Below are 23352 nucleotides of genomic sequence, written 5' to 3' on the forward strand. Positions count from 1 at the left end.
ATGGCGCGCGGCATCAACAAGGTCATCCTGGTCGGCAACCTCGGCAACGACCCGGACGTGAAGTACACCCAGAGCGGCATGGCGATCACCCGCATCAGCCTGGCCACCACCAGCGTCCGCAAGGACAAGGATGGCAACCAGCAGGAACGCACCGAATGGCACCGCGTGGTGTTCTTCGGCAAGCTCGGCGAGATTGCCGGCGAGTACCTGCGCAAGGGCAGCTCGGTCTACGTCGAAGGCAGCCTGCGTTACGACAAGTACACCGGCCAGGACGGCGTGGAGAAGTACTCCACCGATATCGTTGCCGATGAAATGCAGATGCTGGGCGGCCGCGGCGAAGGCGGCGGTGGTGGCGGTGGCGGCAATTACGGCGGCGATCGCCCGCAGCGCCAGCAGGCCCCGCGCCAGGAGTACGGCGGTGGCGGCCAGCGTGGTGGCCAGGGCGGCGGCTATGGCAACCAGGGCGGCAACCAGGGCGGTGGCTACGGCAACCAGGGCGGCAACCAGCGCCCGCAGCCGCAGCAGGCGCCGCCGATGGATGACTTCGCTGACGACGATATTCCGTTCTGATCGAACGCGCGTCTGCAGCAGAAAGGAAAGCCCCGCACATGCGGGGCTTTTCTTTTTCCGCGATGTCATCGCAGTGGTGCCCCGCAGCATCGATTTTCGTGCACTGCGACTTGCAAACAGACAATTTCCTCCCCTATGGTGCAATCGATTGCATTGCGGCAGATCCTCAGCGTTTGATGCCGGTTGGGAGGCCGGAAGGTGGATGTCCATCCCTACGATCAAGCCCAGCCCGTCCCCCGGGCTTACGCGACGTGATGCGCTGCGTCTCGCGGTGGCCGGCAGCATCGGCCTGGGGGCGACGGGCGCGCTGCCCGCATTCGCCGCCGATGCACCGCTGAAGGGCCACCTGAAGCACTCCGTGGCCCGCTGGACCTTCCCGCAGCTGTCGGTGGCCCAGCTCTGCCAGACGGTGAAGCGCATCGGCTTCGCCGCCATCGATCTGGTCGGCCCCGAAGACTGGCCCACGCTGAAAGCCCATGGCGTGTACAGCTCGATGTGCAATGGCGCGGAGCTGGGCCTGACCAAGGGTTTCGCCGGCCGCCAGTTCCACGATGAACTGGTGGAGCGCTACACGCGGCATATCGACCTGGTGGCCGATGCAGGCTATCGCAATCTCATCTGCTTCTCGGGCAACCGCAACGGCATGGACCCGCAGGAAGGCATCGCCACTGCCGAGGCCGGGCTCAAGCGCATCCTCGGGCATGCCGAGAAGCGTGGCGTGGTGCTGGTGATGGAGTTGCTGAACTCCCGGGTCGATCATCGCGACTACCTGTGCGACCACTCGGCCTGGGGCGTGGCGTTGTGCCAGCGGCTGGGCTCGGACAACTTCGGCCTGCTCTACGACATCTATCACATGCAGATCATGGAGGGCGACATCATCGCCACCATCGGCAGGCACCACGCGTTCTTCAAGCACTACCACACCGCCGGCGTGCCGGGCCGGCATGAGATCGGTGACCAGCAGGAACTCAACTATCCGGCCATCTGTCGCGCGATCCGCGACACCGGCTTCGAGGGGTATCTGGCACAGGAATTCATGCCTGCCGCGCCGGACCCGGTTGGCTCATTGCGCGAGGCGATCCGCCTCTGCGACGTCTGAAACGATATCCACCCAGGTGAGAAACCCATGGCAGATAATCACTACGACGCCATCGTTGTTGGCTCGGGAATCAGTGGCGGTTGGGCGGCAAAGGAACTGACCGAAAAGGGCCTGAAGGTCCTGATGCTGGAACGCGGGCGCAACATCGAGCACGTCAAGGACTACGTCAATGCGATGAAGGAGGCATGGGATTTCCCGCATCGCAATCGGCCAACGCAGGCGATGAAGGCCGACTTCCCGGTGCTGATGCGCGACTACGGCCTGGCCGAGAACCTGGAAGGGATGTGGGCCAACGAGCAGGAATCGCCCTATATCGAGACCAAACGGTTCGACTGGTTTCGCGGCTACCACGTCGGCGGCCGCTCGCTGATGTGGGGCCGCCAGAGCTATCGATTCTCCGACCTGGATTTCGAAGCGAACCTCAAGGACGGCATCGCCACCGACTGGCCGATCCGCTATGCCGACATCGCGCCCTGGTATGACCATGTGGAGAAATTCGCCGGTATCGCCGGCACACGCGAAGGTCTGGATGTGCTGCCGGACGGTGAGTTCCTGCCGCCGATTCCGTTGAACATCGTCGAGAAGGATGTGGCTGCGCGGATCAAGAAGGCGTTTGGCGGAACGCGGCACCTGATCCATTCGCGCACCGCCAACATCACCAAGCCGATGCCCGAGCAGGGCCGCGTCAACTGCCAGTACCGCAACAAGTGCATCCTGGGCTGCCCGTTCGGTGCCTACTTCTCGACGCAGGCGGCGATGCTGCCGGCGGCGATGAAGACCGGCAATCTGACGCTGCGGCCGTTCTCGATCGTCAAGGAAGTGCTCTACGACAAGGACCGCAAGCGCGCGCGGCGTGGAGGTCATCGACGCCGAAACCGGGCAGACCTACCAGTACACCGCCAAGGTCATTTTCCTCAATGCGTCGTCGTTCAACTCGACCTGGCTGCTGATGAACTCGGCCACCGATGTATGGGGCGGCGGGCTGGGCTCCTCCTCGGGCGAACTGGGACACAACGTGATGGACCATCACTTCGGTGCCGGCGCCTCCGGCCGCGTCGAGGGCTACGAGGACAAGTACTACTTCGGCCGTCGCCCCTGTGGTTTCTACATTCCCCGCTTCCGCAACATCGCCGCGGAAAAGCGCGGCTACCTGCGTGGGTTCGGCTACCAGGGCGGTGCCAGCCGCACCGGCTGGTCGCGCGAGATCGCCGAACTGAACATCGGTGCCGACCTGAAGGAGGCGCTGACCGTGCCCGGTGACTGGCGCATCGGCATGACCGGTTTCGGCGAGATGCTGCCGCACCACGACAACACCATCCGCCTGGATCGGCAGCGCAAGGACAAGTGGGGGCTGCCGGTGCTGGCGATGGACGTTGCCATGCGCGCCAACGAGCTGGCCATGCGCAAGGACATGGCTGCCGATGCCGCCGAGATGCTGGAGGCGGCCGGGGTCAAGGACGTGAAGATGCACGACAACGACTACGCGCCGGGCAAGGGCATCCACGAAATGGGAACCGCACGCATGGGCCGTGACCGGAAGAGCTCGGTACTGAACGCGCACAACCAGGTCTGGGACGCGCCCAACGTCTACGTGACCGACGGTGCATGCATGACCTCCAGCGCCTGCGTGAACCCCTCGCTGACCTACATGGCGTTGACCGCGCGCGCCGCCGACCACGCCGTGCGCGAACTGAAAGCGGGGAACCTGTGATGGATCGGCGCGAACTGCTGAAGATGATCGTGGCCGCCACCGGAGCGGCGATGGTGGGCCTGCCGGCGCTGGTGCACGGGCAGGGGGCGGCTGCACCCACACAGGTCCAATTCTCCGACGCCGATGTCGGCATGCTCGATGAGATCGCCGAGACCATCCTGCCGCGGACCCGGACGCCAGGCGCGAAGGATGCCGGCGCCGGCGCATTCATGGCGACGTTCGTCAGCGACTGCTACACCGCCCGGCAGCAGGCCACGTTCCGCGCCGGGCTGGCTGACATCGACAAACGCGCCGGCGGCCGCTTCGTCTCTCTCACACCGGAGGCCCGCACCGAACTGCTGCGTGTTCTGGACGCGGAGGCCAGGGCACGCCCTGCCGAGGTGACCGAGACCGGCACCGCCGAGGAGGGCGAAGCCATGCCGCATTACTTCACGATGATCAAGCAGTTGGCGATCTTCGGCTTCTTCACCTCCAAGGTCGGTGCGACCGGGGTGCTGCAGTACGTTGCCGTGCCAGGGCGCTACGACGGCGATCTGGCCTATGTTCCCGGCACCCCTGCATGGGGGACCAGCTGATGGAACGCACGATGAGGATCAAGCCTCTATTGATCGCCGCTGGCGTGCTCGCCGCTGCACCTGCGTTCGCGCAGGCCGCTGCCGATCCTGCGCGTGATCCGAAGAAGACCGAAGTGTGGTCACCGGTGCCGGCGATCGTGGCCACGCCGGCGGGCGCCGCGCCTTCCGACGCGATCGTGCTGTTCGATGGCAAGGATCTTTCGCGCTGGGAGTCCGAGCAGGGCGGGCGCGTGCCCTGGACCGTCGCCGACGGCGCGATGACCGTGGTGCCGGGCAGCAAGGGCATCCGTACGCGGCAGGACTTCTGCGATGTCCAGCTGCATGTCGAGTGGCGCACGCCGGTCGAAACCCAGGGCTTCGATGGCCAGAACCGAGGCAACAGCGGCATCTTCCTGCAGGGACTGTACGAGCTGCAGGTGCTCGACAGCTACAACAACGCGACCTACGCCAACGGCCAGGCTGGCTCGATCTACAAGCAGGCCATGCCGCTGGTGAATGCCTCACGGGCGCCGGGGCAGTGGCAGGCCTACGACATCATCTGGAAGGCGCCGCGCTTCTCGCCGGGCGGCGGGCTCGTCTCGCCCGCGCGCATCACCGTGCTGCACAACGGCGTGCTGGTGCAGGATGACGCCGTGCTGGCGGGCAAGACCGAGTACATCGGCGCACCGTCGTACTCGCCCCATGCCTGCGCGCCGCTCTATCTGCAGGAGCATGATTCGAAGGTCAGCTACCGCAACATCTGGGTGCGCGAGCTGTAATGCCGACCGACTACTTCGCCAGGTAACTGGCGATGTCGTCGATCTCCTGCTGCGACAGCTGTGGAAACGGCGGCATCAGTCCGCCGCCTTTCCGGATCTTGTCCTTGATCTGCGCGCCATCCAGGCGCTTGCCGATATCGGTGAGCGCGGGGAACGCCCCGGCATGCCGGCGCGGTCTGCCCCATGGCAGGCCGTGCAGTTCGCGCTGTAGAGCTTGGCGCCGGCAGCCGGATCGTCCTTGCTCCACCCGGTGGTCGCAAGCGTTGCGCCGCACAGCATCACCGCCAGTTTCAGTATCGTCTTCAAGCGAGTCTCCTTCGCGGGCTAGCGCTGTGCGCCGGCGGGCGGGCTGACAGTCAGGTGTTCACGCAGGTAGTCCGCGCCGGTCTGGATCACCTTGGCCGGATCGCGTGGCTGGTCGTGTTCGAGGATGTACCACTGCACGCCGGCGGCGGATGCGGCCGGCAGGATCGCGTTCCAGTCCAGTACGCCCTGGCCGACGGCGGCGAAGCCACCTTCGTCTTCGGCCTGGCCCTTGGCGGCGTTGTCCTTGGCGTGCACCGCGAACAGCTGGCCGCGGAACCGGTCCAGCATCACCACCGGGTCGTGACCGGCGCGTGCAACCCAGGCCAGGTCCAGTTCGGTCAGCAGATCGGGGCCGGCTGCGGCGAACAACCGTTCCAGGCCGGTCCTTCCGTTGACCTCGACCAGCTCGAAGTCGTGGTTGTGGTAGGCCAGGCGCATGCCCTTGGCGCGCACCTGCTTGGCGAGGCGGCCCAGCTCCTGGCCCAGTGCGGTCCAGCCCGCCGCATCGGTCGGCCGGTCCTTCGCATCCAGGTAAGGCACCACCAGCGTGGTGTTGCCGATCGAGCGGTTGAAGGCCACCACGCCGTCCAGGTCCCGGCGCAGTTCGGCCAGCGCCACGTGCGACGAGATGGCCCTGATGGAATACCGGTCCAGCAGCTGCTTGAGTTCGCTGGCGCTGACGCCCTGCGTGCCGACCGTTTCCACTGCATGCACGCCGGCGTCGTGGACGATCTTCAACTGCTGGTCGAGCGATCCGGCATTGCGCAGCGAGTACATCTGCACCGCAATGGGCTTCTGCGCGGCGACGGCTTGCCCTGCAAAGGCGGGCAGGGCAGCAAGCAGCAGAAGTGCGAGCGCCGCGGTTCGGCGGACAGGGGCTTTCATCAGGCATTCCTCCCGGGGTTCAGTCGATGGTGGTCCAGGCGCGTGTCCTGGCCGATGCGATGACGCGGTCAACGATCCGCGCTGAGCGCACGCCGTCGTCGAAGGTCGGCAGTCCCTCGGCGCGTTCGCCGTCGAGGGCGCGATAGGTGTCGGCGACAAATGCGTCGAAGCATGCGCTGTAGCCCTGTGCGTGCCCGGCCGGCAGCACCGACAGCCGGCGCTGATCGGCACTTCCCGCGCCCGGGCCGCGCACGAAGATTTCCTCGCGCTGGTCGGGCCGGCCGATCCACAACCGCTCTGCATCTTCCTGGTTGAAGGCCACGCTGGCGCGGGCACCATCGATCTCGAACCAGAGCCGATTGTGCCGCCCGGCCGAGACCTGGCTGGTCGTCAACGATGCCAGCGTGCCGGCGCCGGTCCTGAACAGGGCCATCGCCACATCTTCGCTGGCCACCGTCTGCAGCGCGCCGCCGGCGGCCGGGGTGCTGAAGCTCTGCGCTGTGCCGGCGCCGCGCTCGGCGATCACGGTGTCGAACGCCGCGCTGACCTCGGTGAAGCGTTCGCCGCTGACCCATTCCACCAGATCGCACCAGTGCGAGCCGATGTCGGCGAACACGCGGGAGGCCCCCCAGTGCCGGGTCCACGCGCCAGTTGTTGCTGGCCGGGTCCAGCAGCCAGTCCTGCAGGTAGCTGCCGTGGATCAGGTGCAACGGCCCCAGTTCGCCCTGTGCAATGCGCGCGCGCGCCTCGCGCACCACCGGGTGGTAGCGGTAGACGAAGGGGATCGTGGCCACAAGGCCGCGCGAGGCGGCCAGCGCCGCCAGCGCCTGGGCATCGTCCAGCGTGGTGGCCAGCGGCTTCTCGCAGATCACGTGCTTGCCTGCTTCCAGCACGGCTTGAGCCATCGTGCGGTGCAGGTGGTTGGGCGTGCAGACGTGCACGACCTGCACCTGTGGATCGGCGATGACCTCTTCGATATCCCGATAGGCGCGCGCGACATTCCACGAGTGCGCAACCTCGCGTGCACGGTCCGGCGAAGAGCCGGCAACACCGCAGATCCGGGCACCGGCCAGCAGCGCCGCACGGCGGTGCACGGCGCCGATCATGCCGGTTCCGATGATGGCGATTCCAGGTGTTGGCATCGGCAGGCGTCCTCAGGGGGTGGAAGGGGCGGCAGCAACGGCCGGCCGGTCGCGGAACAGCAGCAGGAAGGCGATCAGCACGACCAGCGCAACGCCGGCGGGGAACAGCCAGATCTGCTGCCAGTCCGGCCCTGCGGCGGTGGTGAAGTGCTCCACCACCGCGCCGGACAGGAAGGTACCGATCAGCATGCCCACGCCATAGGTGGCCAGGGTGATGAAGCCCTGCGCACTGCTGCGCGCGTCGGGGCCGGCATGCGCATCGGTGTAGATCTGGCCGGTAACGAAGAAGAAGTCGTAGCAGATGCCGTGCAGCACGATGCCGATCACCAGCAGCGAGAAGCCGCTGCCGGCATCGCCGAAGGCGAACAGGGCATAGCGCAGCACCCACGCGGCCATGCCAACGGCCAGCATCGTCTTCACCCCCAGCCGCACGAACAGGAACGGCATGGCCAGCATCAGCAGCACTTCGGACACCTGGCCCAGCGATTGCAGGCCGGCGGCGCCACGTACGCCGAGGTCGTTGAGGTAGGGGTTGGTGAAGTTGTAGTAGAACGCCAGCGGGATGCAGATGGCGATGGAGGCCAGGAAGAACACCAGGTAGGAACGTGACCTCAGCAGCCGCAGCGAATCCAGCCCCAGGATCTGCCCCAGCCCGGCATCGCGCTGCCGGGCCAGCGGCGGCGTGTGCGGCAGGGTGAACGCATACAGCCCCAGCACCAGTGATGCCACGGCGGCCATCTGGAAGGTGAGTTCGAGCCGGTGTGCCTGTTCCCAGCCCAGCCAGCCGATCAGCACACCGGCCACGATCCAGCCGACGCTGCCGGCCACGCGCACCAGCGGGAACTGCTTTTCAGGCGACTGCATGTGCCGCATCGCCACGCTGTTGGCCAGCGCCAGGGTCGGCATGAACAACAGCATGTAGCCCATCACGCAGGCGGAGAACGTGCTGAAGCTGCTCGCCGTGGAGGCCAGCCACAGCAGCACCGCGCCGGCCAGGTGCAGCACCGCCAGGATGCGCTGCGCGGCGAAGTAGCGGTCTGCGATCAGCCCGACCAGGAACGGCGCGACGATCGCACCGATCGACTGGCTGAGGAAGGCGGTGGCCACCTGGCTGGCGCTGGCCTGCAGCGGGCCCTGCACCAGGTAGGTGCCCAGGGTCACGAACCAGGCGCCCCAGATGAAGAACTGCAGGAACATCATCGCGCCCAAGCGCGACATGGCGTGCGTCATGGCTTGCCCTCCCGGGGCGGTAATGGCTCAGATTCCCAGCATGCGGTGCAGTGAAGCGGTGTCGGTGCCGCTGTCGGCGAAATCGTCGAAGGCGCGTTCGGTTACACGGATGATGTGGTCGCGGATGAAGGCCGCGCCCTCGCGTGCGCCGTCTTCGGGGTGTTTCAGGCAGCACTCCCACTCCAGCACGGCCCAGCCCGGGAAGTCGTACTGCGCGAACTTCGAGAAGATCGCCTTGAAGTCGATCTGGCCATCGCCCAGCGAGCGGAACCGCCCCGGGCGATCGATCCAGTCCTGGTAGCCGCCATACACGCCGCTGCGCGCGCTGGGACGGTACTCGGCATCCTTGACGTGGAAGATGCCGATGCGTTCGTGATAACGATCGATGAAGCCGAGGTAGTCCAGCTGCTGCAGCAGCAGGTGGCTGGGGTCGTAAAGGATCTTCGCGCGTGGATGCTGGTCGACCACCTCGAGGAAACGCTCGAAGGTTGCGCCGTCGTGCAGGTCTTCGCCCGGGTGGATTTCGAAACACAGATCGACGCCGCAGGCATCGAACGCATCGAGGATGGGCCGCCAGCGGCGGCCGAGTTCGGCGAAGGCTTCTTCCACCAGGCCGTGGGGGCGCTGCGGCCAGGGGTAGAAGTAGGGCCAGGCCAACGCGCCGGAGAAGGTGGCATGCGCGCTCAGCCCGAGGTTCCGGCTGGCCTGGGCCGCCAGCAGCAGCTGCTCGACCGCCCAGGCCTGCCGTGCCGCCGGATCGCCGCGCTTGTCCGCCGGCGCAAAGCCGTCGAACAGGCTGTCGTAGGCGGGGTGGACGGCCACCAGCTGCCCTTGCAGGTGGGTGGACAGCTCGGTGATCTGCAGCCCGTGCCCGGCCAGCATGCCGGCGATGTCATCGCAGTAGGTCTGGCTGCGCGCGGCCTCGGCCAGATCGAACAGGTGGGGCGCGTTGGTGGGGACTTGTACGCCAGAATAGCCCAGGCCCGCGGCCCAGCCGGCCAGCGTGTCCAGTCGATCAAAAGGAGCCGTGTCGCCGATGAACTGCGCCAGGAACAGCGCGGGACCCTTGAGCGTCTTCAAGAGGATTCGCCCTCGATGCAATCGATTGCATTATCCTAGCAGGGGCGCACGCAGGAGCTGTTGTGCACTGCACAGCGGACAGGAGGACTAACGCCATGGCCACCATCTACGACATTGCAAAGCACGTCGGCGTCTCCGCCGGCACGGTGTCGCGCGCGCTTTCGCGGCCGGACAAGGTACTGCCGGCCACGCGCACCCGCATCGAGCAGGCCGCCGCCGCGCTGGGCTATGTGCCCAACACGGTCGCGCGGACGCTCAAGACCCAGCGCAGCGGCAAGATCCTGGTCACCGTGCCGGACATCGCCAACCCGTTCTTCGCGCAGATCCTGCAGGGTGCCGAAGACGCCGCGCAGGCACTCGGCTACGCGGTACTGCTGGGCGATACCCAGGACCAACCCGACCGCGAGGAGCGCTACGCACAGATGCTCCGTCGCAACGAGGCCGACGGCATGATCGTGCTCGGGCATCGCCTGCCGCCCACCGCACGCGCCATCGTCGAGCAGCAGGGGGCCGCCGCACCGGTGGTCAATGGCTGCGAGTTCGACCCGGCGCTCGGGCTGCCCAGCGTCCACATCGACAATGCGGCCGCCGCACGCGCGGTGATGGAACACCTGTATGCGCTGGGCCACGAGCGGATCGCCGTGGTTGGCGGGCCGCCCGACAACCCGCTGCACCAGCAGCGACTGGAAGGGGTGCGGGCTGCTGCCAGGGCGCGTGGTCGCCTGCGCCAGCTGAATATCGTGCCGGGTGATTTCTCGGTCGATTCCGGCCATGCCGCGGCGAGGGCGCTGCTGGCCGCCACGCCCGTACCGACGGCGATCTTCTGCTTCAGCGATCAGATGGCGCTGGGGGCCCTGGCGGCCTGCCGCGATCTGGGCATCCGCGTGCCCGATGACCTGTCCATCGTCGGCTTCGATGATCTGGCGTCGTCGCGTTACCTCACGCCGCCGCTGACCACCATCCGGCAACCGATGCGGGAAATCGGCGAGCGCGCGGTCAACCTGCTGCTGGCCATCATCGAGCGTGCCGATGTGCCGCTTCAGCAGACGCTGGAGTTCAGCCTGATGGTGCGGGGCTCGACGGCGGCGCCACGGCGCGGGTGAGGGCGGGGCGCACGATCATCGCCTGCGCTCGTACCAGCGTTGCGACGCATTGACGATGCGGACCACCGACAGCATCACCGGTACCTCGATCAGCACGCCGACCACCGTCGCCAGTGCTGCACCGGAATGCACGCCGAACAGGCCCACCGCGGTCGCGACGGCCAGTTCGAAGAAGTTGCTGGCGCCGATCAGCGCCGACGGACCAGCCACGCAATGGGCAACGCCCAGCTGCCGGTTCAACAGGTAGGCCAGCCCTGCGTTGAAGTACACCTGGATCAGGATCGGCACCGCGATCAGCGCGATGACCAGCGGCTGCTGCACGATCTGGCGGCCCTGGAAGCCGAACAACAGCAGCAGGGTCAGCAGCAGCGCGGCCAGCGACAGCGGGCCGAGCGCGCGCAGCACGGCCTGCAGGCCGGCCTGGCCACGACGCGCCAGCAGCATGCGGCGCAGCACTGCGGCAGCGATCACCGGCGCGATGATGTACAGGCCCACCGACAGGATCAGCGTATTCCACGGCACGCTGATGGCCGACAGGCCCAGCAGCAACGCCACCACCGGCGCATAGGCCACCACCATGATCGCGTCGTTCAGCGCCACCTGGCTCAGCGTGAAGTTGGCATCGCCGCGGCACAGGTTGCTCCACACGAACACCATCGCCGTGCACGGCGCTGCCGCCAGCAGGATCAGGCCGGCGATGTAGCTGTCGACCTGCCCGGGCGGTAGCCAGCCGGCGAAGGCATGGCGCAGGAACAGCCCGCCCAGCAGCGCCATCGAGAACGGCTTGACTGCCCAGTTGATGAACAGCGTCACGCCGATGCCCTTCCAGTGCTGGCCGACCTGGCGCATCGCGCCGAAGTCGACCTTCAGCAGCATCGGGATGATCATCAACCAGATCAGCACCGCCATCGGCAGGTTGACCCTGGCCACTTCGGTGCGCGCCAACGCGGCAAATGCAGCGGGCAGGAAATGGCCCAGTGCGGTGCCCGCCGCGATGCACAACGCGACCCACACGGTGAGGTGGCGTTCGAAGCGCCCCATAGGAGCGGGACGACTCATGCGTCCGGGTCTGCGGGCTGCGCGAAACCGATCCGGTCCAGGGCGTGTTTCAGTTCGCCACGGTCGTTCCAGGTGGCAGCCGGCAGGGCCAGCAAGGCGAGCAGCCGGGCCTTCACGATGGCATGGGCCTGGGCAAACGCCTGGGCTTTGTCGGCGTCGCTGCCTTCGACTGCGGCAGGATCCGGCAGGCCCCAGTGCGTGCGCAGGAAATCGCCGAACACCACCGGGCAGGTTTCCACCGCAGCGGCGTCGCAGACGGTGATCACCAGGTCCATCGGTGCGGCGTGGGCGAACACGTCCCAGGATTTGCTGTGCAGCCCGGCGGTGGCGATGCCGTCGGCCTGCAGCTGGGCGATGGCGAACGGGTTGACCTGGCCGGTCGGCTGGCTGCCGGCACTGAAGACCTCGAAGCGATGCCCGGCCCACGCCCGCAGGGTGGCTTCGGCGAGCACACTGCGGGCGGAATTGCCGGTACACAGAAACAGCACGCGTAGGGGGTTCACAACGAGATCTCCGCTCAGCAGGCGCAGTCGGGCGCGTTGGGGCTGCAGCCCGGCGCGGGTGAGCCGGCACAGCAGTTGTGGGTGAGGTAATCGATCAGGCCGGTCATGGCGTTGAAGTTGGCGCGGTAGCAGACGTTGCGGCCCTGGCTCTGGCTTTCCACCAGGCCGGCCTGCAGCAGTTCCTTCAGGTGGAAACTCAGCGTGGCCGGTGGTACCTGCAGGATCGAGGCGATGTCGCCGGCCATGCGCCCCGCGGGCCCGGCTTCGACCAGCAGGCGGAAGGCGGCCAGGCGGGTGGCGTGGCCGAGGGCGGTGAGGGCCGCGATTGCATTCTTTGTTTCCATATTTCTAGAATAATCGAATGAATAAGCCGATCTCAAGTACCGCACTGCCGAATCTGCTCGAAGCTGCCCTCCCGCCGCCCGATCCCGCTCTGCTGGCCGCCGGCGATGCCGGGCCTCCCAGGATCCTGCTGCTGTATGGCTCGCTGCGGCCGGAATCGTTCAGCCGCAAGCTGGCACTGGAGGCTGAGCGCGTGCTGCGCCATCTCGGCTGCCAGACGCGGGTGTTCGACCCGCACCGGTTGCCGATGCTGGACAGCACCGACAAGCACCACCCGGAGGTGCAGCGCCTGCGTGCGTGGTCGCTGTGGGCGGAGGGCCACGTGTGGATCAGTCCGGAACGCCACGGCACGGTGACCGGCGTGTTCAAGAACCAGATCGACTGGTTGCCGCTGGAGGAGGGCGGGATGCGTCCTACCCAGGGCAGGACGCTGGCGGTGATGCAGGTCAGCGGGGGCTCGCAGTCGTTCAACACCGTCAACACGCTGCGTGTACTGGGGCGCTGGATGCGCATGCTGACCATTCCCAACCAGTCGTCAGTGGCCAAGGCCTGGCAGGAGTTTGACGATGACGGACGGATGAAGCCCTCCGCGTTCTATGACCGGGTGGTGGATGTGATGGAGGAGCTGGTGAAATTCACCCTGCTGACACGCGGTCGGTCGGATTACCTGGTGGACCGCTACAGCGAACGCAAGGGCAATCAGCAGGCGGCCGTGCTCGCCGGCGCTTCGGGAGCGGATGCAGCGAAGTAGTTCCACTGCGTCCGATACCACCTTGATCCCGAATTGACGCAAAGCTGTCAGACTCGTTGCAGGCCGCCCGCCAGGGCCGTAGTGGAACGTGCGATCACGCAAGGGGGTCGTCAATGCCTTACTTCACCGACTCGACGGAAGTGGCGGTCGAAGGCATTGGCGCGGCCCGGCGTATCGGCTGGATGCGCTTTGTCGGCAACGGGCTGGGTGCGGTTCCGATTGCCTCGATCATCCTCGAGCGCCAGGATGGCGCGCTGGCCTGGGGCCTGCTGCTGCTCAACGCGCTGGCCTGGCCGGCGCTGGCGCTGCTGCTGACCCAGCGTTCGCGCCAGCCCGCGGTGGTCCAGTTCCGCTGCATGGTGGCCGATTCCCTCTTCGGGGGCGGCTGGATCGCTTTCATGGGCCTCAGCGCGGTGCCCAGTGCACTGTTCGCCGCGTTGCTGGTGGCCGACAAGATCGCCGCCGGCGGCGTGCGCCTGGCACTGCGCGCAACGCTGGCGCTGGTGCTGGGTTTCGCGCTCACCTGGTGGATGCTGGGGTTCCCGTATCAACCGGTGTCGTCGCAGCGCACGATCGTGCTCAGCGTGCCCTTCCTGTTTGTCTACGGCATCGGGCTCAGCATCCTCAGCTGGCAGCTGGCGCGCCGGGTGAAATCACAGAACCGGCAGCTGCAGCGGTTGAGCCGGATGGATCCCCTGGTTGAACTGGCCAACCGTGGTTTCCTGATCGTGCGCGCGCAGCAGGCGCTGGACCGCGCACAGGGGCAAGGGGGCTTCGCCTGCCTGCTGATGCTGGACGTGGACGATTTCAAGCACATCAACGATTCCCATGGCCACCGCGCCGGGGACGAAGTGCTGCGCCACATCGCCGCCACCCTGCGCAGCTTCGCCCGGCCCGGCGATACGCCCGCGCGGCTGGGCGGCGACGAGTTCGTGGTACTGCTGCATGACTGCGCGCCGGTGGATGCGATGCATGTGGCCGAGCGCGTCCGGCTGCGCCTGCTGGAGGCGGCCCGGCAGGCCACCCCGGGCGTCGAGTTCAGCGTCAGCATCGGCATCGCGGCCACCCCCGGGGCGGCAGCGTGGAGGACTGGCTGGCGCTGGCCGACCGCGCCCTCTACCACGCCAAGCGGCAGGGCAAGAACACCGCCAGCTACGGCGAATGAGGCCACCTGCACCGCAGCGCCACCAGTCCGTGGCTGGCCCGGTGGCGGTTCAGCCTGCACGCGGCATTGCGCCGGCAATCCTCTACCATGGGCCACCCTGCCCGGACGTACCGCCATGCAAGACGCTCTCGTTGCCCAGCCCAAGCCCCCGTTGCACGGATCGCGGCCTGGTTGATGATGCTGCTGGGCATGTGGCTGGCGCTGAAGCTGGGGCTGGTGGTGACGCTGTTGTCGGGCCTGCTGGTGTTCCAGCTGACCCATGTGCTGGCCTCCACGGTGGAGGGCCGGCTGCCACCGGGACGGGCGCGGGCGATCGCGGTGATCCTGCTGTCCGCCGTGATCATCAGTGCATTGGTGCTGGCCGGGATCGGCATCGCCTCGTTCTTCCGCACCGAGACCGGTGGCCCGGACGCGCTGCTGGGGCACCTGATGGAGATTCTCAACAGTTCGCGCCACCAGGTACCGGCACTGTTGCAGCCCTATATTCCCGAAGACATGCCGGCATTGCGTGCGGCGCTCAATGAGTGGGCGGCCGAACACCAGCGCCAGCTGGGTGTGGCCGGTACCTCGGCGGTGCAGGTGGGCGTGCGCATCCTGATCGGCATGGTGCTCGGCGCCATGATCGCGCTGTACGACGAGCTGCCGCTGCCGAAGATGGGGCCGCTGGCGCAGGAACTGATCGGCCGTACCAGCCGCCTGGCCACCGCGTTCCGCCAGGTGGTGTTCGCGCAGGTCAAGATCTCGCTGCTCAACACGGTGTTCACCGGCATTTTCCTGCTGGGCGTGCTGCCGCTGTTCGGCGTGCACCTGCCGCTGTCCAAGACCCTGGTGCTGATCACCTTCCTGGCCGGCCTGCTGCCGGTGGTGGGCAACCTCATCTCCAACACCGTCATCACCATCGTCGCGCTGTCGGTCTCGTTCTATGTGGCAGTGGCCGCGCTGCTGTACCTGATCGTGATCCACAAGCTGGAGTACTTCCTCAACGCACGCATCGTCGGTGGCGAGATCCAGGCCCGTGCCTGGGAGCTGCTGCTGGCGATGCTGGTGATGGAAGCGGCGTTCGGCCTGCCGGGCCTGGTCGCCGCGCCGGTGTTCTATGCCTACGTCAAGCGCGAACTGGTGGATCAGCGCTGGATCTGATCCGCTGTGACGTGGTCCGGCTGATCCACTGATCCACATGCAGGGGGCTACATCGATGGGTCGCAGGGCATCGCCAATCAGTCTGCAGACATGGCTCTGGATACTGGGCGGCCTGTTCGTGCTGTGCACGCTGCCGTTGATGGCCATCGCGCTGGTGCAGGGGACGCAGCGCTTCGTTGAAGCCGAGACCAACCTGGTCAGCCTGCGCCAGCTGCGCCAGACCTTCGAGCTGGCCAATCTCATCTCGGCCGAGCGTGGCCCGGCCAACAGCCTGCTCGGCGCAGACCCGGCCGACGCAGGCACGCACGCGCGATTGGCCGCGCAGCTGGCGGCGGCACGGCAACGGGTGGATGCCGCGCTGCTGCAGCTCGATGTGGTCTTCAAGGCCGACCCGGGGAGGTGGATGGCCAGGGCCTGCTGGCCGATGCACGGCGCCGGCTGTCCTCGGCGCGCGCAGCGGTGGACCAGATCGTGGTACGACCACGCGATGCGCGGCGGGTGGAAGAGGTGGAGCGTGCGATCAGCAGCATGTTCGCCGTGGTGGATCGTCTGCATCTGCTGACCTCGGCACAGATCAACGCGCTGGTGCGCGCCGACCGTGAGGCTGCCATCCCGGCGATGCAGGGCCAGGTGCTGATCGACCTGCGCGAACACGGTGGCCGGCTGGCCTCCAACGTGATGGCGCCGGTGGCAGTACCCGGCGCGTGGCGCGATGAGCAGGTACGCGCCGCGTTGCAGACCGAAGGCCGCCTGCTCGAGCTGTGGCATCTGGCAGGCAGCCATGAGTCGGTGTTCCGCAGTGACCCGATGCTGTCCTGGCATTGGGACATGGCGCGACGGCAGTTTTTCGGCGAGTCGCTGCCGATGATCGAGCAGCTGATCGAGGATGGCAGGCGCGGCCGGCCACCGCCGTGGACCGCGGCCGAGTTCACCACGCGCTACGTACCGACGCTGCGTTCGCTGGAGGAACTGCGCGACGGCTATCTGCGGGTGTCGATCGATCGCTTCGAGCACGCCCGCAATCGCGAGGCGACACGGCTGGGGGTGCTGGTGGCCACCGCGCTGGGTACGCTGCTGGTGTTGGGCGGCGCCCTGCGCATCGCCCATCGGCAGATCCTGCGCCCGCTGCTGCAGGCGCAGAAGCAGGTGATCCAGATCGCCTCGGACACGCCCGGTCCGGAGCAGCACGCCACCCATCCACTGGCCGAGATGCAGCGCTTGTTCGATGCGATTGAAGTGCTGCGCGAGAAGTCGCGCGAGCGCTCGGCGCTGACCAGCGAGCTGCGCCAGCTGGCCGGCACCGATGAACTGACCGGGCTGTTGAACCGGCGTGCGCTGGAAGAAAAAGTGCAGCAGCGCCATGCCGATGGAGACGCGGACGCCGTAGTGATCCTGCTGGACGTGGACCGCTTCAAGGCCATCAACGATGGCCATGGCCACGATGCCGGCGACGCGGTGCTGGTGCAGGTGGCCCGATTGCTGCAGCGTCATCTGCGCCGCAGCGACAGCATTGCCCGCTACGGCGGCGAAGAATTCCTGGTGCTGTTGGCCGACGGTGATCTGGCCGGTGGCCGCCAGCTGGCCGAGTCACTGCGGCTGGCCCTGCAGCAGCTGGACATCGTGGTGGCCGCTGGCACCGTGCTGCGGGTGACCGCAAGCTTCGGCGTGGCCGCAGGTGGCACCGATGCGCTGGGCTGGCGCACACTGCTGCGCGCCGCCGACGCGGCGATGTACCAGGCCAAGGCCCAGGGCCGCGATCGGGTGCGGGTGGCCGGTGGTGGACGTGGTGGACGCTGAGGCCGGCGTTCATCGCCGGCGCACGCGCCGGCCCCTAGACTGGCCGCCCTGAACGTTGCAGGAGCTGGACATGATCATGCGCCCCCTTCTGGCTGCCATGCTGCTGGCCGGCGTGCTCGCTGGCTGCAGCACGCCCTCGCAGACGTCGGCCGATGAGCCGCACCCTGCCACCCTGGGCGCCGGCCTGAGCCCGGTGCCGGCTTTCACGGGTGGCGGTGCCGGCTGGCGCATCGAGATCGCGTCCACCGGCAAGGGCAACCACGATGCCAGCCTCAGCGCCGATGGCCGCACCCACTCCGGCACGCTGCGCTATCTGGGCCAACCCGCCGATGCACCCAGCACGCTGATCGTGCTCAACGGTGAGCTGGGCAGGCAGCCGGCCATCGTCGAGATCAAGCGCGAGTCGTGCCGCAATGCTGAAGGCGTGGATACGCAGGCCAGCGTGCAGGTGACGATGGAAGGGCAACCGCAGCGCCGCGGCTGCGGCCACCTGGCGGTGTACTGAGCCGGCACGGGCCATGCTTGAGATCCCCACCCTGCACACCGCACGTCTGCGGCTGCGCCCGCAACGGCTGGACGACTTCGGCGCCTATACCGCGTTCCTGGCGTCGCCGCGCGCACGCGGCATGGGCGGTCCGTTTGGTGAAGTGGCGGCCTGGGGCCAGTTCTGCCATGACCTGGCCAGCTGGCACCTGTTCGGCCATGGCGCGCTGATGATCGAGCGCAGCGACAGTGGCGCCTGCATCGGCCAGGTCGGCATCAATCACGGCCCGCTGTTCCCGGAAAAGGAACTGGGCTGGTTGCTGTACGACGGCCACGAAGGCCAGGGCTTTGCCACCGAAGCGGCCGGCGCGCTGCGCGACTGGGCATTCGTGGTGGTGCAGCTGCCGACCCTGGTCAGCTACATGGCGCCGGACAATATCGCCTCGCAGGCAGTGGCAAAGCGCCTGGGCGGCGTGCTCGATGCGCAGGCCACGCGCAGCGACGCGCAGGATCTGGTGTACCGCTACCCCGCCGGGTAGCGCCGGCCGCTGGCCGGCATCATCACGTGAGCCGCCCTCCCGTCCTGCAGGTACCAGGTTGGAGGGAATGCCTGCGATTCATCCTTTCACGCCGGATGTGATATATCGTTTATCGATAAATCCACCCCGGGGCGGCGAGGCCACCCCAATGCCGGAGGCCGCTTGACCGCTCGTCCCGCCCGCGCCACCCCTGCGCGAGGCCTGTTTACCCTGGCCCTGGCCGCCGTACAGGCCGTCCGGGCGATGTGCTGGCTTGGCATCCTTGCCGCACTGCTGGCCGTGCCGCTGGTCGCCCATGATCGTCGCTGGCTGCTCGACAGCGTGCATGACACCGCTGCGGCGGCCGCGCACGGCAGCGACCTGTTCCTGCATTTCTGCCTGGGGCTGGGCGCGATCATTGCGCTGCTGGTGCTGTGTCTGCTGTTCCTGCGTCACCTGCTGCGGCTGCTGCAATCGGCGGCGCGCGAGCGGCCCTTCACCCACGCCAATGCGCAGCGCCTGCAACGCATGGCTTGGCTGATGCTGGCGATGGAACTGCTGTCGATCCTGATCGGGGCCTACGCAGCGTGGATGGGCCCGGACTTCACCTGGATGGAAGTTGGTGGCGGCATGTCGATCACCGGACTGATCGCGGTGCTGATGCTGTTCGTGCTGGCCCGCGTGTTCGCCGCTGGCGCGGCGATGCGCGACGACCTGGACGGTGTGATCTGATGGGCATGCACTGATGGCCATCGTCATCACCCTCGACCGCATCCTGCACGAGCGCGGCATGACCCTGTCCGAGTTGGCCGGGCGCATCGACATCACCCTGGCCAACCTGTCGATCCTGAAGACCGGCAAGGCGCGCGCCATCCGCTTTTCCACCCTCGATGCGATCTGCCGCGAGCTGCAGTGCACGCCGGGCGACCTGCTCGGGCATGACCCGACGCAGCCGCAGGACGGCGACTGAATGCGTGTTTTCTTCCCTTACCTACTGACGAAACGGAACTGAAATGGAATGGTTGGCTGACCCCTCGATATGGATGGGCCTTGCAACCCTGGTCGTGCTGGAGATCGTGCTCGGCATCGACAACCTGGTGTTCATCGCGATCCTTGCCGACAAGCTTCCGCCGCACCAGCGCGACCGCGCACGCGTGATCGGCCTGACCCTGGCGTTGCTGATGCGGCTGGTGCTGCTGGCGGCGTTGGCCTGGATCATGAAGTTGACCGAGCCGCTGGTCACGTTGTTCGACCACAGCTTCTCCGGCCGTGACCTGATCCTGCTGGGTGGCGGCCTGTTCCTGCTGTTCAAGGGCACGATGGAGCTGCACGAGCGGCTGGAAGGCCGCGAACACCATGAAGACGGCAAGAAGGTCTACGCCAGCTTCGCGATGGTGGTGGCGCAGATCGTGGTGCTCGACGCGGTGTTCTCGCTGGACTCGGTGATCACCGCGGTCGGCATGGTCGACAACCTGGGCGTGATGTACGCCGCGGTGACCATCGCGATGGCGCTGATGCTGGTGGCCAGCAAGCCGCTGACCCGCTTCGTCAACAAGCATCCCACGGTGGTGGTGCTGTGCCTGGGCTTCCTGCTGATGATCGGTTTCAGCCTGGTGGCCGAGGGCCTGGGCTACAAGATCCCGAAGGGCTACCTGTACGCGGCCATCGCCTTCTCGATCCTGGTCGAAGCGTTCAACCAGTGGGTGCGCTTCAACCGCGAGCGCAACGAGCGCCGCCAGCCGTTCCGCCAGCGTACCGCCGACGCGGTGCTGCGCATGCTGGGTGCGCGTCCGGCCAACGGCCACGACGACGAAGGCGAGGACGCACACGCCGATACCGAAGAGCGGCTGCAGCCGGCCGAGCACGAGATGATCCGCAGCGTGCTGGGCCTGGCCGACCGCCCGGTGTCGAGCGTGATGACCGTGCGCGCCGACGTGCAGTGGATCGATTTGGCGCGAGGCCGGGACGACGTGGTGGCACGCCTGGTGGCGTCACCGCACACCCGCCTGCTGGTCGGTGACGGTGATCTCGACAGCCTGCGCGGCGTGGTGCAGAGCCGCGACCTGCTGGCCGACCTGCTGCAGGGCAAACCGCTGCAGCTGGAAGCCAACCTGCGCGAACCGCAGTACGTGCTGTCCAGCGCCAGTGCGCTGCAGGCACTGGAACTGATCCGCCAGCACCCGGTGCCGCTGGCGGTGGCCGTGGACGAGTACGGCAGCGTGGAAGGCCTGGTCACCGCCAATGACCTGCTGGCCGCCATTGCCGGTGACCTGGTCGACACCCAGGACGAACGCTATGGCGTGATCGCGCAGGGCGAGCAGCAGTGGGAAGCCGACGGTGCGTTGACACTGGACGACCTGCAGCGGCTGACCGGTGTGTCGTTGCCGCGCAGTGCCGACTACATGACCATCTCCGGGCTGGTGCTGGAGCAGCTGGGCCGCCTGCCGGACATCGGTGACGCGGTGGAGATTGCCGACGTGCGCATCACCGTACTGGCGATGGAGAAGCGCCGCATCGCCCGCCTGCGCGTGGAGCGCCTCAACCTGCCGTTGTAGCGCCGAGCCCCTGCTCGGCTGCCCGTAGCGTAGCGTCGAGCCTGCTCGACGCCCGTCAAGTAGAGTCGAGCTTGCTCGACTGGCTTTTGAGCAGCCGAGCATGGCTCGGCTCTACATCCAAAGCAGCCGAGCACGGCTCGGCTCTACACAACGCGACCCGCACCCCTCACCATAGCGGCCCCGCTTTTCCCCTGGATGGTTGCAGTGCTGAGTACGATCGGTTTGTTGATGGGCCTGTATGTGGCCTGGCGCCTGTTCTGGCCACTGCGCATGCGGCCCTGGCTGAAGATCGTGCTGTCGCTGCTGCTGGTGGCCGTTGCCGTGCAGCTGCGCATCGTGGCTACCTTCTGGGGCACGATGGCGTCACCAGAGATTCCGAAGCTGGCCATCGCCACGCTGGCCACCGGATCGACGGCGGTGCTGCTGCTGGCGTTGGCCATGCTGGTGCTGGATGCCGCCCTGCTGCTTTCCCGTCTGCTGCGCTGGCCGCGTGCCGTGTCGGCGCTTCGCGGCCCGAAGCTGCGGCCGATGGCCGGCGTGCTGGCCCTGCTGGTCAGTGGCTATGGCATCAGCCAGGGCATGGCCGTGCCCCAGACCCGGCAGATTGAGGTGGCGATCAACGATCTGCCGCCCGCGTTCGATGGCTACCGCGTGCTGCAGCTGACCGACATCCATGCCAGCCGCCTGCTGACCGGCGATTGGGTGCGCAAGGTGGTGGCCGGGAGCAACGCATTGAAGCCGGACCTGATTGTGATCACCGGCGATCTGATCGATGGCAGCGTGCACGCCCGCCGCGATGATGCGCGCCCGCTGGCCGATCTGCGCGCACCCGACGGCGTCATTGCCATCACCGGCAACCACGAGTACTACGCGCAGTACCAGGACTGGATGCAGGCGTTCCGCGCGCTGCACATGCAGGTGCTGGAGAACAGCCATCTGCAGGTGCGCCGCGGTGACGCTGCGCTGACCATCGCCGGTGTCACCGATCCGGTGGCGGCCCGCTATGGCCTGCCGTTGCCGGATATCGATGCCGCGCTGGCAGGGGCTGATCGGTCCGCGCCGGTGATCCTGCTCGATCACCGTCCGCGCAATGCGCGCGAGGCCGCCGCCCGTGGCGTGGCGCTGCAGCTGTCCGGGCATACCCATGGTGGGCAGATCATCGGCATGGACCAGCTGGTGAAGCGGGCCAACGGGGGTTTCGTCTCCGGGCGCTACGAAGTCGATGGCATGACCTTGTATGTGAGCAACGGTGCCGGTCTGTGGGCAGGTTTCCCGGCGCGCATCGGCGTGCCGTCGGAGATCACCCTGATCACGCTGCGCCGCACGCTGTGACCTGAAGTGGGGTCAGATCCCTTTCCCACCGGGAGAGGGATCTGACCCCGAAGACCTGGAAGGAACCATGGCCCACCCGCGCGCGCCGATGGAGCGTCTGATCCGAGCCAATGCCGATGAGATCAACCGGCTCCGCCAGGCCATCCGTGAAGCCGCTGGCGCGCGCTGGCGTGGCCCGGAAGAATTGCAGCGGCATGCGGCAGCCTGCGCGGAATACAACCAACGCCATGAACAGCTTGCGTTCCCGGGTGGCTACGCCAACGCACTGAAGCAACTGGCTGAGCACGATCCGAATACGGTGGATGTCGTGCTGACCTTCCTCGAGGTGCGGCCATACTTCTTCCGTTCCGGATACATGTGGAAGACGCTGTTGAAGCGCGTGCAGCGGGTGCCGATGGGCGCCAAGCAGCACGCCAGGCTGCAGAAGATCCTCGTGGACTATGCGCTCTACCGCGCCGCGCGAAGCCAGTAGGGGTCAGATCCCTTTGCCATTGACGAGGGGATCTGGCCCCGACTGGTCACGATGCCCGCGGTGCCGGCCGCGCATGCGCATTGCGCCGCAGGGACTGCGCCCGCTTGGCGATCGCGCGCACCACGAAAGCGGTGAACAGCAACGCCGAGGGCACCGCGTACCAGAAGTTGCCGGGTACGCGCTTGAAGTACGAATAGGTGAACACTGCGGCGATGATCCACATGCCGGTGACGTGCAGGCGTCGCCATGCGGTGGGGCCCATGCGCCGTGCGATGCCACGATGCGAGGTGATGGCCAGGGCAAGGATGGCCACGTAGCCGACCGTGCCCGGCAGATTGGCCAGGGCCGAGCGCGCTGGCCAGAACGCAGGGTTGAGGATGCCGAAGGTGGTGATCGCCACCGCATGCAGCAGGTGCGAGAACGCGAATGACAGGCCGACGATGCGCCGTTCGCGCAACAGGAAGCGGGTGAACGGGCCGGGCAGCAGGCTGGCGAACGAGGATGCGGTGAACGCGGCCAGGAACAGCAGGAACGATGTGCGCGCGGTGACCCGGATCGCCGCACGGCTGCCTTCGATGATGTCGGGCTGCAGGGCGAACGCCGCCAGTGCGAAGGCGATCAGGACCACGGCGATGACCGCGAACAGGCGCCAGCCGTGCAGAAAGGAAGTGTTGGAAACAGCCATGATCAGACCTCGAAGAATGGAGAGGGGGCCGTGCCGGTCGCTGGCCGGCCAAGGACGGGGTAGTGCCGGCCGCTGGCCGGTCAAGGAAGGG

At 67.2% G+C, this 23352-nt stretch carries 21 protein-coding genes and 6 pseudogenes; 17 read left to right on the top strand and 10 right to left on the bottom strand.

Features of this window, described 5'->3' with window-relative positions:
* The 5 genes and pseudogenes from N4G47_RS03790 (at position 1) to N4G47_RS03810 (ending at position 4713) form a co-directional block, all read left to right on the top strand.
* Positions 1–570 carry a single-stranded DNA-binding protein gene (locus N4G47_RS03790; RefSeq protein WP_043396898.1) on the top strand — a complete coding sequence of 190 codons (570 nt, stop codon included), beginning with the start codon at positions 1–3 and terminating at the stop codon, positions 568–570.
* A 202-nt stretch (positions 571–772) separates the two neighbouring features.
* Entirely contained in the window at positions 773–1669 is an 897-nt protein-coding gene (locus N4G47_RS03795) for a hydroxypyruvate isomerase family protein (protein WP_475285312.1), read from the top strand.
* A 27-nt stretch (positions 1670–1696) separates the two neighbouring features.
* A pseudogene (locus tag N4G47_RS03800) lies at positions 1697–3380 on the top strand (GMC oxidoreductase).
* A complete protein-coding gene (locus N4G47_RS03805; RefSeq protein WP_475285314.1) occupies positions 3380–3955 on the top strand; it encodes a gluconate 2-dehydrogenase subunit 3 family protein in 576 nt (191 codons plus the stop codon). Before N4G47_RS03800 ends, N4G47_RS03805 begins: the two are co-directional and overlap by 1 nt.
* Entirely contained in the window at positions 3940–4713 is a 774-nt protein-coding gene (locus N4G47_RS03810) for a 3-keto-disaccharide hydrolase (protein WP_475285316.1), read from the top strand. Before N4G47_RS03805 ends, N4G47_RS03810 begins: the two co-directional genes overlap by 16 nt.
* 79 nt (positions 4714–4792) lie before the next feature.
* Here N4G47_RS03810 and N4G47_RS03815 read toward each other — a convergent pair.
* The 6 genes and pseudogenes from N4G47_RS03815 to N4G47_RS03840 form a co-directional block, all read right to left on the bottom strand.
* Positions 4793–4992 (bottom strand): annotated as a pseudogene (locus N4G47_RS03815) (c-type cytochrome); the annotation flags it as partial.
* Between the two features lie 45 nt (positions 4993–5037).
* On the bottom strand, positions 5038–5904 hold the full coding sequence (locus tag N4G47_RS03820) for a sugar phosphate isomerase/epimerase family protein (RefSeq protein ID WP_475285318.1): 867 nt from the start codon (positions 5902–5904) through the stop codon (positions 5038–5040).
* Between the two features lie 19 nt (positions 5905–5923).
* Positions 5924–6535 (bottom strand): annotated as a pseudogene (locus tag N4G47_RS03825) (Gfo/Idh/MocA family protein); the annotation flags it as partial.
* A gap of 52 nt (positions 6536–6587) precedes the next feature.
* A pseudogene (locus N4G47_RS03830) lies at positions 6588–7046 on the bottom strand (Gfo/Idh/MocA family protein); the annotation flags it as partial.
* Positions 7047–7058: 12 nt separating this feature from the next.
* Positions 7059–8276: a nucleoside permease gene (locus N4G47_RS03835; protein WP_475285320.1), complete on the bottom strand. Its 1218-nt coding sequence runs from the start codon at positions 8274–8276 to the stop codon at positions 7059–7061.
* 27 nt (positions 8277–8303) lie between these two features.
* On the bottom strand, positions 8304–9356 hold the full coding sequence (locus N4G47_RS03840) for a sugar phosphate isomerase/epimerase family protein (protein WP_475285322.1): 1053 nt from the start codon (positions 9354–9356) through the stop codon (positions 8304–8306).
* Between the two features lie 95 nt (positions 9357–9451).
* Between N4G47_RS03840 and N4G47_RS03845 the strand changes: the two genes are divergently transcribed.
* Entirely contained in the window at positions 9452–10459 is a 1008-nt protein-coding gene (locus N4G47_RS03845) for a LacI family DNA-binding transcriptional regulator (protein WP_475285324.1), read from the top strand.
* A gap of 15 nt (positions 10460–10474) precedes the next feature.
* On the opposite strand, the gene arsB is transcribed toward N4G47_RS03845, so the two are convergent.
* Genes arsB through N4G47_RS03860 form a run of 3 tightly spaced genes read right to left on the bottom strand, consistent with a single transcriptional unit; the run spans position 10475 to position 12365 of the window.
* Entirely contained in the window at positions 10475–11500 is a 1026-nt protein-coding gene (arsB, locus tag N4G47_RS03850) for an ACR3 family arsenite efflux transporter (protein ID WP_475289886.1), read from the bottom strand.
* Positions 11501–11514: 14 nt separating this feature from the next.
* Complete coding sequence (locus N4G47_RS03855; RefSeq protein ID WP_475285326.1) at positions 11515–12021, bottom strand: arsenate reductase ArsC; 507 nt, start codon at positions 12019–12021, stop codon at positions 11515–11517.
* A 14-nt stretch (positions 12022–12035) separates the two neighbouring features.
* Positions 12036–12365, bottom strand: a complete 330-nt coding sequence (locus N4G47_RS03860; protein WP_309334628.1) for an ArsR/SmtB family transcription factor — start codon at positions 12363–12365, stop codon at positions 12036–12038.
* Between the two features lie 17 nt (positions 12366–12382).
* Here N4G47_RS03860 and arsH point away from each other — a divergent pair, with 17 nt between their 5' ends.
* The 11 genes and pseudogenes from arsH (at position 12383) to N4G47_RS03915 (ending at position 22576) form a co-directional block, all read left to right on the top strand.
* The gene (arsH, locus tag N4G47_RS03865; protein WP_475285328.1) at positions 12383–13114 is read left to right on the top strand and encodes an arsenical resistance protein ArsH; all 732 of its coding nucleotides are present in this window, start codon (positions 12383–12385) and stop codon (positions 13112–13114) included.
* Between the two features lie 113 nt (positions 13115–13227).
* Positions 13228–14279 (top strand): annotated as a pseudogene (locus tag N4G47_RS03870) (sensor domain-containing diguanylate cyclase).
* Positions 14280–14453: 174 nt separating this feature from the next.
* Entirely contained in the window at positions 14454–15419 is a 966-nt protein-coding gene (locus tag N4G47_RS03875; protein ID WP_475285330.1) for an AI-2E family transporter, read from the top strand.
* Between the two features lie 55 nt (positions 15420–15474).
* Positions 15475–17216: pseudogene (locus N4G47_RS03880) on the top strand (GGDEF domain-containing protein).
* A gap of 70 nt (positions 17217–17286) precedes the next feature.
* Positions 17287–17721 (top strand): hypothetical protein, encoded by a 435-nt coding sequence (locus tag N4G47_RS03885; RefSeq protein WP_475285332.1) that lies wholly within the window; start codon positions 17287–17289, stop codon positions 17719–17721.
* A gap of 13 nt (positions 17722–17734) precedes the next feature.
* Positions 17735–18238 (top strand): GNAT family N-acetyltransferase, encoded by a 504-nt coding sequence (locus tag N4G47_RS03890; protein ID WP_475285334.1) that lies wholly within the window; start codon positions 17735–17737, stop codon positions 18236–18238.
* Positions 18239–18481: 243 nt separating this feature from the next.
* Complete coding sequence (locus tag N4G47_RS03895) at positions 18482–18949, top strand: DUF2975 domain-containing protein (protein WP_475289887.1); 468 nt, start codon at positions 18482–18484, stop codon at positions 18947–18949.
* Positions 18950–18962: 13 nt separating this feature from the next.
* Entirely contained in the window at positions 18963–19187 is a 225-nt protein-coding gene (locus tag N4G47_RS03900) for a helix-turn-helix domain-containing protein (protein ID WP_475285336.1), read from the top strand.
* 43 nt (positions 19188–19230) lie between these two features.
* Entirely contained in the window at positions 19231–20772 is a 1542-nt protein-coding gene (locus tag N4G47_RS03905; RefSeq protein WP_475285338.1) for a TerC family protein, read from the top strand.
* A gap of 195 nt (positions 20773–20967) precedes the next feature.
* Positions 20968–22104: a metallophosphoesterase gene (locus N4G47_RS03910; protein ID WP_475285340.1), complete on the top strand. Its 1137-nt coding sequence runs from the start codon at positions 20968–20970 to the stop codon at positions 22102–22104.
* 67 nt (positions 22105–22171) lie between these two features.
* Complete coding sequence (locus N4G47_RS03915; RefSeq protein WP_475285342.1) at positions 22172–22576, top strand: hypothetical protein; 405 nt, start codon at positions 22172–22174, stop codon at positions 22574–22576.
* 46 nt (positions 22577–22622) lie between these two features.
* Here N4G47_RS03915 and N4G47_RS03920 read toward each other — a convergent pair whose 3' ends face one another.
* Positions 22623–23261: a ferric reductase-like transmembrane domain-containing protein gene (locus N4G47_RS03920; protein ID WP_475285344.1), complete on the bottom strand. Its 639-nt coding sequence runs from the start codon at positions 23259–23261 to the stop codon at positions 22623–22625.
* Positions 23262–23352 lie beyond the last annotated feature (91 nt).

Source organism: Stenotrophomonas sp. GSD10, assembly GCF_056172695.1.